This window comes from Nocardia sp. NPDC003979, from assembly GCF_053605015.1.
Genome location: NZ_JBSGIJ010000012.1, coordinates 81,948 through 94,815, shown reverse-complemented (window position 1 = coordinate 94,815; position 12,868 = coordinate 81,948). Strand labels below are relative to the sequence as shown.

The following is a 12,868-nucleotide window of genomic DNA, read 5'->3' as shown; positions in this document are numbered from 1 at the left end:
AACTCTGAGAACTCACTGTGAGATGTGCATGGCGGCGCGCTGATCTGGATGATTGGTTGAGTGTCTGTGCAGAAAGCCGGCGTCATCGTCGCCGTGGCGGTGGCCGCGTTGCTCACGGGGTGCAGTTCGCTCGCGTCGATTCCGGGTGACATGCCGCCGGGCCCCGGCGTGGCCTTACCCGTCATCGATATCGACGCACCGGGCCGCGCCGCCACGCAATTGCGCGGCTGGGCCGACGAGCAGTCCGACGCGCTGGGCATCGCACCAGTTGCCCTCGAGGCCTACGGCTACGCCGCCGCCGTGCTCGCCAGGTCGGCGCCCGAGTGCGGCATCGCCTGGACGACCATCGCGGGCATCGCCAGCGTGGAGAGCGGGCACGGCACCCACCGCGGCGCCGACGTGGACGCCGACGGAACCGTTCGCCCGCCGATCATCGGTGTCGCCCTCGACGGGACCAAGGGCAATGCCGTCATCCGCGACACCGACGGCGGCCGCCTCGACGGCGACACCACCTACGACCGGGCGGTCGGCCCGCTGCAGTTCATCCCCGAGACCTGGCAGCGCTGGGCCGTCGACGCCAACGGCGACGGCGTCCTCGACCCCCAGAACACCGACGACGCCGCCCTCACCGCCGCCCGCTACCTCTGCGTTCGTGGCGGCAACCTGACCTCGGCCGACGGCTGGCAGCGTGCCCTGTTCGCCTACAACCAGTCGAACAAGTACATGCTGGTCGTGCGGGATCGCGCCGCCGCCTACAGCATCGGGCGCCGCGCCTAGTCGCCACCTGCCCGGAGTGCCGGTTACTGCCTGCCACCGCGAGACGATAGGCTCGGCTGCGCACGGACCATCCCGTGAGACCTACCGTGCCTTTCCGTCGTAAGGAGTCGTTTTCGTGGCCATCATCGAACAGGTCGGAGCTCGCGAGATTCTGGATTCGCGCGGCAATCCCACTGTCGAGGTCGAGATCGCCCTCGACGACGGCACCCTGACCAGGGCAGACGTGCCGTCCGGCGCGTCCACCGGTGAGCACGAGGCCGTTGAGCTGCGCGACGGTGGCGACCGCTACAACGGCAAGGGCGTCACCAAGGCCGTCGAGGGTGTCCTCGACGAGATCGCGCCCGCCATCATCGGCCTCGACGCCGTCGAGCAGCGCACCGTCGACCAGGTCCTGCTGGATCTGGACGGCACCCCCGACAAGTCACGCCTCGGCGCGAACGCCCTGCTCGGCGTCTCGCTGGCCGTGGCGCGCGGCGCCGCCGAGTCCTCGGGCCTCGAGCTGTTCCGCTACCTGGGCGGCCCGAACGCCCACGTACTGCCCGTGCCGATGATGAACATCCTCAACGGTGGCGCGCACGCCGACACCGGTGTGGACGTGCAGGAATTCATGGTCGCCCCGATCGGCGCCCCCACCTTCCGCGAGGCGCTGCGCTGGGGCACCGAGGTGTACCACTCGCTCAAGGCCGTGCTCAAGGAGAAGGGCCTGTCCACCGGCCTGGGTGACGAGGGTGGCTTCGCCCCCGACGTCGCGGGCACCAAGGAAGCGCTGGACCTGATCAGCCTGGCCATCCAGAAGGCGGGCTACAAGCTCGGCACCGATGTCGCGCTCGCGCTCGACGTGGCCGCCACCGAGTTCTACACCCCCGGTGAGGGTTACAAGTTCGAGGGCAAGGTCCGCTCGGCCGAGGAGATGGGTCAGTTCTACGAGGAGCTGCTCACCCAGTACCCGCTGGTCTCCATCGAGGACCCGCTGTCGGAGGACGACTGGGACGGCTGGGTCGCGCTCACCGACGCCATCGGCGACAAGGTGCAGCTCGTCGGCGACGACCTGTTCGTCACCAACCCGGAGCGCCTGGAAGAGGGCATCGCCAAGGGCGCGGCCAACGCACTGCTGGTGAAGGTGAACCAGATCGGCACCCTCACCGAGACCCTCGACGCGGTCGACCTGGCCCACCGCAACGGCTACAAGACCATGATGTCGCACCGTTCGGGCGAGACCGAGGACACCACCATCGCCGACCTCGCGGTCGCCGTCGGTTCCGGCCAGATCAAGACCGGCGCCCCCGCGCGTTCGGAGCGGGTCGCCAAGTACAACCAGCTGCTGCGCATCGAGGACGCCCTCGGTGATTCGGCACGCTACGCCGGCGACGTGGCCTTCCCGCGTTTCACCGGCGAGTTCTGAACAAGAAGTACCGCGGGACCTGGAGATGATGGGGTAGAGCGCCAATGACCGAGCGACGTGCGCGGGGGACCAGTCCGGGTGGACGAGGCGACCGGCGCACGTCGCGGGCCGCGCGCTCACGCCCCAGTCCGCTCGACACACCCGGCCGTCCGACCGCCGCCAAACGCACCACCCGGCGGCGGCCGGAAACGGCCACCCGCAAGCCGAGCGGCAAGCTGGAACGCACCGAGCACACCATCCTCGGACTGTCCACCGGCAAGGCGGTGATCCTGGCCGCCGTGCTGTGCGGGCTGGCGCTCACCCTGGCCGTGCCGACGCGCACGTACTTCAGCCAGCGTGCCGAGGCGGCCGCGCTGGCCGAGGAACGCGCGGAACTCGACGCCGACCTGGCCGCGCTGCGCGATCGTCGTGCGCAGCAACAGGATCCGGCCTACATCCGCACCGAGGCCCGTGAACGGCTGCGGCTGGTGATGCCCGGCGAAACCCCTTATATCGTGCAGGTTCCCGGCATCGAGGCGCCTGCACCGCCGCCGATGAGTACCCGAACAGCGGAGCCCGACCCCTGGTACACCGACCTGTGGCGCAGCATCTCCGAACCAGCACCGGAAGGACCGTAGGTGACCGCACCGAACGAGCGCGACCTCGAGATCATCGCTCGGCAACTGGGCCGCGAGCCGCGCGGAGTCCTCGCCATCGCCTACCGCACCCCGGACGGTCTGCCCGCCGTGGTGAAGACCGCGCCGCGCCTGCCCGACGGCACCCCGTTCCCCACGCTGTACTACCTCACCGACCCGCGCTTGACCGCTGAGGCGAGCAGGCAGGAATCGGCCGGGGTGATGCGCGAGATGACCGAACGCCTCGCCCACGACCCCGAACTGGCCGCCGCCTACCGCGCCGCGCACGAGAGCTACCTGGCCGAGCGCAACGAGATCGAGTCGCTCGGAACGGATTTCACCGGCGGCGGCATGCCCGACCGGGTCAAGTGCCTGCACGTGCTGATCGCGCATTCCCTGGCCAAGGGGCCGGGCGTGAACCCGCTCGGTGACGAGTCCGTGGCCCTGGCCGCCGACGCCGGGCTGCGCGGGACCGCCGTTCCCGCCGACTGGCCCGCTGCCCGCAAGTCCGACGAACAGGCATAATCGCGGGACAGCAGCTGGTCGAGACCTGGAGGAACACTCATGAGTGAGCGCATCGCCGCAGTGGATTGCGGAACCAACTCGATCCGTCTGCTGATCTCCGAAGTCGGCGCCGACAACGCGCTGACCGATGTGCACCGCGAGATGCGCATCGTCCGACTCGGTCAGGGTGTCGACGCGACCGGACGACTCGCCCCCGAGGCGATCGAACGGACCCGCGCCGCGCTGGCCGACTACGTCGATGTGATGCTGGCGCAAGGTGTTTCACGCGTACGGATGGTGGCCACCTCGGCCACCCGCGACGCCGCCAACCGGGACGACTTCTTCTCCATGACCCGCGCCGAGCTGGGTCGCGTGGTCGAGGGCGCCGTCGCCGAAGTCATCACCGGTGACGAAGAAGCTCGGCTGTCCTTCGCCGGCGCGGTCGGTGAATTGTCGGCCGATGCCGGACCTTTCGTCGTGGTCGACCTCGGTGGCGGCTCCACCGAACTCGTCGTCGGCGACGAAAAGGGTGTGCAAGCCGCCTATTCCGCCGATATCGGCTGCGTGCGCATCACCGAACGCTGCCTGCCGGGCAACCCGCCCACGGCCGAACAGGTCACGGCGGCAAAGGAATTCGCGCAGGAGAAGCTCGACGAAGCGTTCGCGAAGGTCCCGGTCGACCAGGTGCGCACCTGGGTCGGTGTCGCGGGCACCATGACCACCATCACCGCCGTCGCCCTCGACCTCCCCGAATACGACTCGGAGCGTGTGCATCTCACCCGCCTGAGCCTCGACGAGGTGCACCAGGTGTGTGATCGCCTGGTCGCCATGAACCACGACGAGCGCGCCGCCCTCGGGCCCATGCACCCCGGCCGCGTCGATGTGATCGGCGGCGGCGCGGTGATCACCGAGGTGCTGGCCGACGAACTCGCCGCGCGAGCGGGCGTCACCGAACTCGTCGTCAGCGAACACGACATCCTCGACGGCATCGCCATGTCGATCCTGGGCTAGCAGCGGCTCAGCGGATGGTGACCACTCGGCTGTGGTGTCCGGTGGCACCGTCCGGGAACGGCGGGACCCGTTCGTCGGTCTGCACGTAGCCGGTGGCGTCGGTGGCCCGCACCCGCAGGGAGTGGGTGCCGGGTGAGGCGTCCCAGCTCCAGGTCCACTGCCGCCAGGTGTCGATCGAGTAGGCCTCGGCCAGGGTGGCCTGCTGCCAGGCGCCGTCGTCGACCTGCACTTCGACCGCGCGGATACCGCGGCCCTGCGCCCAGGCGACGCCCGCGACGACGACCCGGCCCGCGGGCAGCGTCGCGAACGCCGCGGGGAAGTCGATCCGCGAGGCGGTCTTGATCGGCGCCGTCGGCGCCCATCCGCGACGGGTCCAGTAGGCCTCGGCGCGATCGAAGCGGGTCACCTCGAGGTCGACGACCCACTTGGTCGCCGAAACGTACCCGTAGAGACCGGGGACGATCATCCGAGCGGGATAGCCGTGGGCCGCCGGAAGGGCCTCGCCGTTCATTGCCACCGCGAGCAGGGCGTCCTGGTTGCCGGTGAGGGCGGCCAGCGGGGTGCTCGCGGTGAAGCCGTCGATGCTGCGCGACAGCACCATATCGGCGTCGCGGGAAGGACCCGCTTCGGCCAGCAGGTCGGACAGCCGGTACCCGGTCCAGCGGGCCGTGCCGAGCAGGTCACCGCCGACCTCGTTGGAGACGCAGGTGAGCGTGATGACGGATTCGACGGCGTCGCGGGAAAGCAGTTCGTCGTAGTCCAGGCGGATCTCGCGCTCGACCATGCCGTGGATGCGCAGTCGCCACTCGCCGCGGGTCAGCGAGGGCAGTTGCAGGGCGGTGTCGACGCGGTAGAACTCGTCGGCGTCGGTGACGAACGGGGTGATCCCCTGAACGGGCAGATCCATCCGCGCCGACACCGGCGGTGCCGGTTTCGCGACCCGGGGCAGCAGGAATGCGGCGCGGTCGGCGGCGATATCGCGCAAGCGGGTGGCGAGGTAGCGCCCGGCCACGCCTGCCGCGACGACGCCCGCGGTCACCCCGCCCAGGGCCAGCAGGAAACCACGCCTGCTCGGTCCGGTGGCCGGTTCCGGCTCCGACCCCGAGAAGCTCACGAACAATACGGTCAGCGCGGCCACACCGGCGAGGGTTCCGGCGAGCGCGGGCACCGCGAACCAGAATGTGGCACTCGGACGCCGCAGCGCCAGGAAGGCGACGAGCACGCCGAGCACGGTGAGCACGCCCGCCGCGAGGGCGAAGCGGCGCCGGGCGAGCTCGCCGAGCAGGCTCGCCGCCACCACCATCACCGCGCCCATCGAGATGGCCAGCGCCAGTTTGTCGTTGGCGCCGAACCAGCGGATCGCACTGTCCTTCAACCACTTCGGTGTGTTGTCGACGACGGTGGCGCCGAGCACGTAGAACGGCGAAGCGGCGGGAGCGACGAACACCGCGACGAGATGACCGACGGCCAGCACGGTGGCCGCGGCCACCGTCGCGGCTGCCGCGGCCGCGAGATGCCCCAGATCGCGGGGTGCGCGGTGGATCATGCTGACCTCCTGAGATGTGGCTGCCCGATCAGCCGACTTTCACCCCGGCGAGGACCGGTGGTGTCGGCGTCGGCGATCCGCCTGCCGGTTCGATCGTCACGGCCAGGGTGTCCGCCGCCTGGACCGAGGTCACGATCATGGGTTGCCCGGCGAGAACGGCCACCGATTCCGGTTGCCCGGCGGGCGGTACCCGCCACAACTGATAGGTCCGGTCCGAGGGCAGGACGGGCAGATCGTGGAAGGCCACCGCCGCCGCACCGAGCTCCTTCGACAGATGCACCGTCATCTCGCCGCCACCGGTGACCGGGGCCGAACTTTCCCGGCTGTCGGGCTGGTCGAGCACCTGCTGCGCGGTGATCGCGGCGGGTGCGTCGTTCGCCCGGTCGACCGCGACCGTTATCCCCACCGCCGCACCGGCGACCACCACCGCTGCCGCCGCGGCCGCGAGCCATCGAAGCGGCCGCCGTTCCCGCGAAACCGGCTGCGGCCGAACGGAATCGCGCCGGTCGAGCGCTTCCATCAGCGCGGTCTCCAGCCGGGCGGGCGGTGCGACCACGTCCATGCTGGTCAACGCCGCGAGGGTCTCCTGGATGCGCCGGACATTCGCGTGGAAGTCGGCCGTCACCGTCGGGCCCGCCGCCCGTAGCCGCTCGTCGATGTCGGCACGCTCCCGGGCGTCGAGCGCGTCCAGTGCGTAGGGGTAGGCCTCGTCGAACCATGACCAGGGGGTCCGCCGATCCGTCTCGTTCATCGGGAAGTCCCTCCGGTCAAACAATTCTCGAGCCGTTTCAAACCGTCGCGGATCCGGCTCTTCACCGTCGGCAACGGCACCGCCAGGGTCTCGGAGACCTCGGCATAGGTGCGCCCGCTGTAATAGGCGAGCGCGACCGCCTCGCGTTGCAGGGCGGTCATCGTTTCCAGGCAGTCCAGTACCGACTGCTCGTCGAGTCGCTGGGTGACCTCCTCGGTCACCACGTCGTGATCGCGGCCGAGGTGGCAGTGACCGAACACGATGTCGCGGTTGGTGGCCGACTGTTCGGCGCGCACCCGGTCGACCGCACGCCGATGGGTGAGCATCATCAGCCAGCCGATCGGGCTCGCCCGGTCCTGGTCGTAGTCCGAGGCCAAAGACCAGACCTGCAGAAACACTTCCTGCGCGATCTCCTCCGCGAGGGCGTGACTGCGCACGACTCGCAGTGCGAGCCCGAAGACCCGGGGGCTGGTCGTTCGATAGAACTCGGTGAACGCGGGTCTGCTACCGGCGGCGACGTCGTCGAGCAGCGTCACCAGCCGGGCCTGCACAGCCCGGTCCGCCCCACGATCCGGCGGACACATGGGCGGGTCGGTCGGCACCGATCGCAGGCGGATCGGCGAGGATCCCGGGCCATTCGTCATCGTCGGGCCCCTGTTTCCATGCGCATGGGAAGGATTTCGGCTCACCCGTGCCGCCGGATGGGTGTCATGCCGAAATTCTTCTCCCCACCCCGCGGTCCGCGCCAGTGCCCGCGCGTTCACGACGGTGGCATGAGGACGGTGTCGATCATGTAGACAGTGGCGTTGGCGGTCTGCACGCCGCCGCACAGCACCTTCGCGTCGTTGACGGTCAGGTTGTCGCCGGAACCGCTCACCTTCACGTCGGCGCCCTGCACCGTCGCGTGGGTACCGGCGATCTGCGGGGGCTCGATCCGGCCGGGAACCACGTGGTAGGTCAGGATGGTCGTCAAGGTCGCCGAGTCGGTCTTCAACGACTCGACGGTGGCGGGATCGATCTTCGCGAACGCCGCGTCGACCGGTGCGAACACGGTGAACTGTCCGCCGTTGAGGGTGTCGACCAGGTTCACCTCCGGGTTGAGCTTGCCCGAGACCGCCGACACGAGGGTGGTCAACATCGGATTGTTGGACGCCGCCACGGCGACCGGGTCCTGCGCCATGCCCGCCACCGAGCCCGGGCCGGAGGGCACCTGGGCCGCGTACTCGGCGCATCCGGGCCCGACCGGGCCCGAGGCTGCCGGGGTGCCCATCGCCGAGGAGGTGGCCGCCGTGGTGCTCGCGGCCGTTGCCGTGTCGGCCTCGTCGTTCTGTGAACAGGCCGTCACACCGACCACCGAACCGAGCAGCAGGGCCGCCATCAGGGAATTACGTACAGATCGCATCGTCTTCCATCACTTCCGTCCAGGCGGTCGCAGCCGCACAGCTGTTTGACGGAAGGATTTCGGCCAGCCACCCCGCCCGGATGGGCGCTACTTGCCGGTGCGTTCCCGATGCTGACATCCGGGCCAGCAGCACGGCCGCCGCTGCCCCTCTTCGAGCTCCTCCTGGGTCCGCCGAATCCGCCGCTCCCGCGTCGCGGCCTGCTTGGCGTCCTCGACCCAGCAGATGAATTCGTTGCGAGCCAACGGCGTGATGTCGCGCCACGCGGCCAGCGCCCCCGCGTTCGCACTCAACGCCGCCCGAAGATCCGCGGGCAACTCGTGCACCACACCCCCTGGCACCGTCCGATCACTCATCACCCCAGGTTAACCGCTGTTCCAGAAGGGTCAGCTGACCGGGCGCCGGGCGGTGAAGACGTATTCGCGGCTGTCCTCGGTGCAGGATTCACCGGCGAAACCGCCGTGGAGGGTCTCGAGTTCCAGCCCGGCCACGTCGAGCAGCCCGAGCCATTCGTTCTTGGTCGCCCACCACAGTGAACTCGTCGCGCCGTCGTCTCGGATCAGGTCGACGCGGCCTCGGCAGCGCGGGCTTTGGCTTGGTCGAGCATCCGGGGTGAGGTGTCGATGCCGATGACGGGCATGCCGGTGGCTCGGGCGACCGGGATAGCCACCCGACCGTTGCCGATGGCGAGTTCGACCACCGGACCGTCGGCTTTTGTGGCGAGCCCGACATAGAAGGCGACGTCCGCTGTCATATGGGCTGCCGCTTCGTCGTAACGGTCCGCGAACGCCTCGTGCCAGCTCATACCGACCAAGCCTGCACCGTATTGCGACGAATGCCAATGGTTTTCGGAACCGACGTGCCGCAGACCCGCACAGCCATTCGGGGTCGCCGAGGCGGCACGCCGGTGACCCGGACCAGGTCCGTGGCCGTGCTCGCGACGTCTACGGCGCCGGACTGTTCTTCACCAACTGACCGGTGGGGGAGGTGAACATGTAGTCGGACAGGTCGAAATGGCCGCTGCGCCAGGCTGCCTCCAGGGTGGAGGACGGGCGAAGGGGCACATCACCGTGTTTGTCGAAGTAGTAGCTGTTGGCGGAGGCGCAGCTGTCCTGCCAGAACACCTGGCCGCCGCGGCGGGCCAGCACCTCACGGAAGAACCGGTCGTTGGCCTCGCGGCGAACCTCCACGCGGGTGGCTCCGGTGCTGCGGGCGCGGCGCAGGCAGCGCAGAATGTGGCGGGTCTGGTTCTCGATGAGGGTGAAATACGAGGCGCCGTTGTAGCCGTAGGGGCCCATGATGGAGAAATAGTTGGGGAATCCCGGCACGCTGACGCCCTCGTAGGCCTGCAGCCGGTTCTCGTCCCACCATTTCTCCAGGTCGAGGCCGTCGACGCCGTGCAGGTCGTAGGTCGGCATATTGCCCGACTCCATCACCTTGAAGCCGGTCGCCAGAATCAGCACGTCGGCGGGATGTTCGGTGCTCGCGGTGCACACGCCGGTCGCGGTGATCTCGGTGATGGGCGCGGTTTCCAACGTGACATTCGCGCGGTTGTAGGTGGCGAGGTAGTCGTTGGAGAAGCTCGGTCGTTTGCAGCCGAGGGCGTAGTTCGGGGTCAGCTTCGCGCGCACGGCCGGGTCCTTCACCTGGCGGCGCAGGTGGGCCAGCCCGGCGCGCTCGCCGATCGCGGCGGTGGGCAGCGAGCGGTGGTAGTGGGCGGCCAGGGGGAAGGTGACCTCGACGTAGGTCTGGCTGATGAGCCGCGTGAGGGTGCGGCCGCCGGGCAGGCGCAGCGCCAAGCGCGCGGGTGGCGGCATGGGCAGGTCGGGGCGGGGCAGGCACCAGATCGGGGTGCGCTGGAAGACGGTGAGGTGCTCGACCAGCGGCGCGATCTCCGGGATCACCTGCACTGCCGACGCCCCGGTGCCGATGATCGCGACCCGTTTGCCGCGCAGGTCGAGGGCGTGATCCCAGCGTGCGGTGTGCACGGTGGTCCCGGCGAAGGTCTCGATACCGGGGATGTCGGGCAGTTTCGGGCGGGTGAGCACACCGGTCGCGCTCAGCACGAACCGGGCGGTGAGCTCGGCGCCGTCGGCGGTGCGCAGCACCCAGCGGTCGCCGACGGCGTCGAAATCGGCGGCGACCACGGTGGTGCCGAACCGGATGCGCGGGCGCAGACCGTACTTGTCCACACAGGATTCGGCATAGGCCTTGAGTTCACGGCCCGGCGCGTAGACCCGTGACCACTCGGTCCGCTGATCGAAGGAGAACTGGTAGCTGAACGACGGGATGTCCACGGCCACACCGGGATAGGTGTTCCAATGCCAGGTGCCACCGACCCCGTCGGCATCGTCGACCATCAGGAAGTCCTCGAAACCGGCCTCGCGCAGCGCGATCGCGGCACCGATACCGGAGAAGCCCGCACCGACGATGATGATCTCGTGATCGATGGTGCTCATGCCGCTGCCTCACTGAGATTCGGCCGTGCTGTTCGCACGATGCGCAGGTAGCTGATTCGCTCGCTCACGCTGATTCCTTTCTGTCGGCCACGCCGACCCTGGCGGCTGTCGCGGGCAGTTGGCCACCGCGACCGATGGTGCGCACGACGTGGTTGAAGTCGTCGGCGAAGACGATGGTGTCGACCCGGTGCTCGATGCCGTCGACCGTGCGCACGCCGAGCGGGGCGAGCCGTGCGATCGGCCACGTGACCAGCCGGCAGTGCGGTTGCCGCAGCGTGCGGTAATAGCTGTCGTGCACCGCGACGCCCGCGTCGTCGTCGGGCGTGAGCCGGTACCGCAACCACGAATCACGCACCTGCCAACGGAGATTGGCGCGCGCGACGAGCCGCACCAGACGATCCGGCGCGTGCCGCAGGGCAGCGGGCGGCAGGGGTGCGCGCGGCACGATCCAGACGGCCTCGGTCTGGAACACCGTCACCCGCGCCGCCTCGGCAGCGATGCCGGGCAGCAGTCGTGCCGCCGCCGCACCGGAACCGATGATCGCCACCCGCTCGCCGGTGAACTCCCGGCGCGGGTGGAATTCACGGTGGTGCACGATCCGGCCGTCGAATGTGCCGGGGAGCCTGTTCATTTCGCGACCGGATCGTAGGTGAGCTCGCGGACCCACGACGGACGGTGACCGAGCACCCGGACCGGGAACCTGTCGATACAGGCGCTCGACACATCGGCGAGCAACTGGAACGGCTGCCGGTGGTCGATCGTCGCCTTCGCATGCAACCGCACCACGTGATAGAGCGGCAGCCGCCGAATCCGCGGGCTGCGCTCGCCGACGGTCTCGTAGCGCCGCACCGCGTTCCACAGCTTTTCCTCGTCCAGGCCGAGCGCCACGATATTGGCTGCCATCCGCGACAACAGCGGCGCGTAGAGCAGTGCGCCGAGCACGAAAGACGGGCGCGCCGCGAAACCCGCTGTCTCGATGGCGATCTTGCGCAGCGGTCCCGCGCCGAGTTGCTCGAGCACCTGGAAGCCGACGGCCAGGTGCCGGGATTCGTCGCTGTTGATGTGCCGGAACACCTCGTGGCACACCGGGTCGTCGACCTCGTCGAGCAGGAACTTCACCAGCGCGCCGTCCAGCGCCGTCTCCAAGGACGGGATGACGGTGCCGAGGACGGGCAGAGTCATATGTTCGGCATAGCGATCGAGCCAGCTGATCACCAGGCGAATGTTCTTGTTGGGCACGGGCATCGCGTCGTCGCCGAGCATGCCCCAGCGGCGCATCAGCGCCAGCTCGGCATTGGCGTGCTTCTGCTCCTCGGCGTGGAAGTGCCGGTAGATCTCGCGCAGCGCACCCGGTGGCGCCTGCTGTACCAGTGCGGCGAAACCACGGGCGCCGACGTGTTCGATCCACACCAGATCGGACATGAACGCGGCGAGTCGTGGCCGCTGCTCGTCGGTGATCAGCTCGGCACCCGGTGCGTCCCAGTCGATATCGGCCAGGGCCCATTGCTTGGCCCGCACGGTGGCGAGCATGTCGGGATAGGCGAACGTCATTGTCCGTCTCCTTCCGGTCGGTTCAGCGCACGACCCGCTCCAGCAGGCCCGCCGAACGGGTGTAGGTGGCGGGCATCAAGCGTTTGGCCTGCCACAGCACTTTGGCCTCCAGTTGCGGCACCACATAGAGGTCGCCACGGTCGACGGCGTCGAGGGTGGTCTTCGCGATACTCGTGGGCGAGCGGCCTGTCCACCGCAGGAGCGATTCGCCGAGGCGTTCGGCGGTGCCGTCCAGTGGCGAATCCGACCGCAGGATGCCGGTTTTCACGGCCGTGGGACACAGCACCGTCACGCCGACGCCGGTCCCGGCCAGCTCTGCCGCCATGGTCTCCGACAGCGCGAGCACTCCCGCCTTGCTCACGTTGTAGGCGGCCATCCGTGGTGCCGCGCCGAAGGCGGCGGCGGAGGCGACATTGACCACCGTTCCCCGCCCCGCCGCGCGCAGGATCGGTGTGAAGACGTGACAGCCGTTGATGACTCCCCACAGGTTCACCGCGAGGGTGCGTTCCCAGTCGTCGAGGGTGAACTCGCCGACCGGCGGCCCGCCCGCGCCGATCCCGGCATTGTTCACGACCAGGCTCGGCGCGCCACCGAACCAGTCCTGCGCCAGGGTGGCCAGCGCGGTGACCTCGTCGATCGCGGTGACATCGCAGCGGGCACCGACGGCCTTGCCACCCGCGTTCTCCACCAGCACGGCGGTCTCGGCGGCCCGGGCGGCGTCGATATCGGAGCACACCACCCGCGCGCCGCGCCTGCCCAGTTCGACGGCGAACGCGCGGCCGATGCCGCTGCCCGCGCCGGTGACCACCGCATCGGCGTGTTCGGTTCGACGACGACGAAACAGGCGCATGGC

The 12,868-nt window shown here is 69.3% G+C and carries 15 protein-coding genes; 5 read left to right on the top strand and 10 right to left on the bottom strand.

The annotated features are described in order from the left end of the window. Nucleotides 1-66 precede the first annotated feature (66 nt). The 5 genes from ACWEVR_RS23705 (at nt 67) to ACWEVR_RS23685 (ending at nt 4,308) form a co-directional block, all read left to right on the top strand. On the top strand, nt 67-777 hold the full coding sequence (locus ACWEVR_RS23705; RefSeq protein WP_452468821.1) for a lytic transglycosylase domain-containing protein: 711 nt from the start codon (nt 67-69) through the stop codon (nt 775-777). A 115-nt stretch (nt 778-892) separates the two neighbouring features. Then, a complete protein-coding gene (eno, locus tag ACWEVR_RS23700) occupies nt 893-2,179 on the top strand; it encodes a phosphopyruvate hydratase (RefSeq protein WP_067485554.1) in 1,287 nt (428 codons plus the stop codon). 44 nt (nt 2,180-2,223) lie between these two features. After that, nucleotides 2,224-2,796 carry an FtsB family cell division protein gene (locus ACWEVR_RS23695; RefSeq protein ID WP_067485556.1) on the top strand — a complete coding sequence of 191 codons (573 nt, stop codon included), beginning with the start codon at nt 2,224-2,226 and terminating at the stop codon, nt 2,794-2,796. Further along, on the top strand, nt 2,797-3,318 hold the full coding sequence (locus ACWEVR_RS23690) for a DUF501 domain-containing protein (protein ID WP_067485558.1): 522 nt from the start codon (nt 2,797-2,799) through the stop codon (nt 3,316-3,318). 39 nt (nt 3,319-3,357) lie between these two features. Continuing rightward, complete coding sequence (locus ACWEVR_RS23685; protein WP_452468767.1) at nt 3,358-4,308, top strand: Ppx/GppA phosphatase family protein; 951 nt, start codon at nt 3,358-3,360, stop codon at nt 4,306-4,308. A gap of 7 nt (nt 4,309-4,315) precedes the next feature. Here the strand turns inward: ACWEVR_RS23685 and ACWEVR_RS23680 are convergent, their stop codons facing one another. From ACWEVR_RS23680 to ACWEVR_RS23635, 10 genes are all read right to left on the bottom strand, one after another. Beyond that, on the bottom strand, nt 4,316-5,854 hold the full coding sequence (locus ACWEVR_RS23680; RefSeq protein ID WP_452468766.1) for a molybdopterin-dependent oxidoreductase: 1,539 nt from the start codon (nt 5,852-5,854) through the stop codon (nt 4,316-4,318). Between the two features lie 28 nt (nt 5,855-5,882). Then, nucleotides 5,883-6,605, bottom strand: coding sequence for an anti-sigma factor (locus ACWEVR_RS23675; protein WP_452468765.1), 723 nt, complete (start codon nt 6,603-6,605; stop codon nt 5,883-5,885). Beyond that, nucleotides 6,602-7,249 carry an ECF RNA polymerase sigma factor SigK gene (sigK, locus tag ACWEVR_RS23670; protein ID WP_452468764.1) on the bottom strand — a complete coding sequence of 216 codons (648 nt, stop codon included), beginning with the start codon at nt 7,247-7,249 and terminating at the stop codon, nt 6,602-6,604. The genes ACWEVR_RS23675 and sigK overlap by 4 nt, the downstream gene beginning before the upstream one ends. A 116-nt stretch (nt 7,250-7,365) precedes the next feature. Further along, nucleotides 7,366-8,007: a fasciclin domain-containing protein gene (locus ACWEVR_RS23665; protein ID WP_452468763.1), complete on the bottom strand. Its 642-nt coding sequence runs from the start codon at nt 8,005-8,007 to the stop codon at nt 7,366-7,368. A gap of 87 nt (nt 8,008-8,094) precedes the next feature. Then, a complete protein-coding gene (locus ACWEVR_RS23660) occupies nt 8,095-8,361 on the bottom strand; it encodes a YdeI/OmpD-associated family protein (RefSeq protein ID WP_452468762.1) in 267 nt (88 codons plus the stop codon). Between the two features lie 203 nt (nt 8,362-8,564). Then, nucleotides 8,565-8,810 (bottom strand): methyltransferase domain-containing protein, encoded by a 246-nt coding sequence (locus ACWEVR_RS23655; RefSeq protein ID WP_452468761.1) that lies wholly within the window; start codon nt 8,808-8,810, stop codon nt 8,565-8,567. A 139-nt stretch (nt 8,811-8,949) separates the two neighbouring features. Further along, complete coding sequence (locus ACWEVR_RS23650) at nt 8,950-10,464, bottom strand: flavin-containing monooxygenase (protein WP_452468760.1); 1,515 nt, start codon at nt 10,462-10,464, stop codon at nt 8,950-8,952. A gap of 64 nt (nt 10,465-10,528) precedes the next feature. Next, a complete protein-coding gene (locus ACWEVR_RS23645) occupies nt 10,529-11,095 on the bottom strand; it encodes an NAD(P)/FAD-dependent oxidoreductase (protein WP_452468759.1) in 567 nt (188 codons plus the stop codon). Then, nucleotides 11,092-12,015: a ferritin-like domain-containing protein gene (locus ACWEVR_RS23640; protein ID WP_452468758.1), complete on the bottom strand. Its 924-nt coding sequence runs from the start codon at nt 12,013-12,015 to the stop codon at nt 11,092-11,094. The genes ACWEVR_RS23645 and ACWEVR_RS23640 overlap by 4 nt, the downstream gene beginning before the upstream one ends. A 22-nt stretch (nt 12,016-12,037) precedes the next feature. Beyond that, complete coding sequence (locus ACWEVR_RS23635) at nt 12,038-12,865, bottom strand: SDR family NAD(P)-dependent oxidoreductase (RefSeq protein WP_452468757.1); 828 nt, start codon at nt 12,863-12,865, stop codon at nt 12,038-12,040. Nucleotides 12,866-12,868: the final 3 nt, after the last annotated feature.

What these genes read in the sequence shown, in the direction of transcription:
- ACWEVR_RS23695 (WP_067485556.1), top strand. Translation starts at nt 2,224, where the DNA reads ATGACCGAGCGACGTGCGCGGGGGACCAGTCCGGGTGGACGAGGCGAC.
- ACWEVR_RS23685 (WP_452468767.1), top strand. Translation starts at nt 3,358, where the DNA reads ATGAGTGAGCGCATCGCCGCAGTGGATTGCGGAACCAACTCGATCCGT.
- ACWEVR_RS23680 (WP_452468766.1), bottom strand. Translation starts at nt 5,854, where the DNA reads ATGATCCACCGCGCACCCCGCGATCTGGGGCATCTCGCGGCCGCGGCA.
- ACWEVR_RS23675 (WP_452468765.1), bottom strand. Translation starts at nt 6,605, where the DNA reads ATGAACGAGACGGATCGGCGGACCCCCTGGTCATGGTTCGACGAGGCC.
- sigK (WP_452468764.1), bottom strand. Translation starts at nt 7,249, where the DNA reads ATGACGAATGGCCCGGGATCCTCGCCGATCCGCCTGCGATCGGTGCCG.
- ACWEVR_RS23665 (WP_452468763.1), bottom strand. Translation starts at nt 8,007, where the DNA reads ATGCGATCTGTACGTAATTCCCTGATGGCGGCCCTGCTGCTCGGTTCG.
- ACWEVR_RS23660 (WP_452468762.1), bottom strand. Translation starts at nt 8,361, where the DNA reads ATGAGTGATCGGACGGTGCCAGGGGGTGTGGTGCACGAGTTGCCCGCG.
- ACWEVR_RS23655 (WP_452468761.1), bottom strand. Translation starts at nt 8,810, where the DNA reads ATGAGCTGGCACGAGGCGTTCGCGGACCGTTACGACGAAGCGGCAGCC.
- ACWEVR_RS23650 (WP_452468760.1), bottom strand. Translation starts at nt 10,464, where the DNA reads ATGAGCACCATCGATCACGAGATCATCATCGTCGGTGCGGGCTTCTCC.
- ACWEVR_RS23645 (WP_452468759.1), bottom strand. Translation starts at nt 11,095, where the DNA reads ATGAACAGGCTCCCCGGCACATTCGACGGCCGGATCGTGCACCACCGT.
- ACWEVR_RS23640 (WP_452468758.1), bottom strand. Translation starts at nt 12,015, where the DNA reads ATGACGTTCGCCTATCCCGACATGCTCGCCACCGTGCGGGCCAAGCAA.
- ACWEVR_RS23635 (WP_452468757.1), bottom strand. Translation starts at nt 12,865, where the DNA reads ATGCGCCTGTTTCGTCGTCGTCGAACCGAACACGCCGATGCGGTGGTC.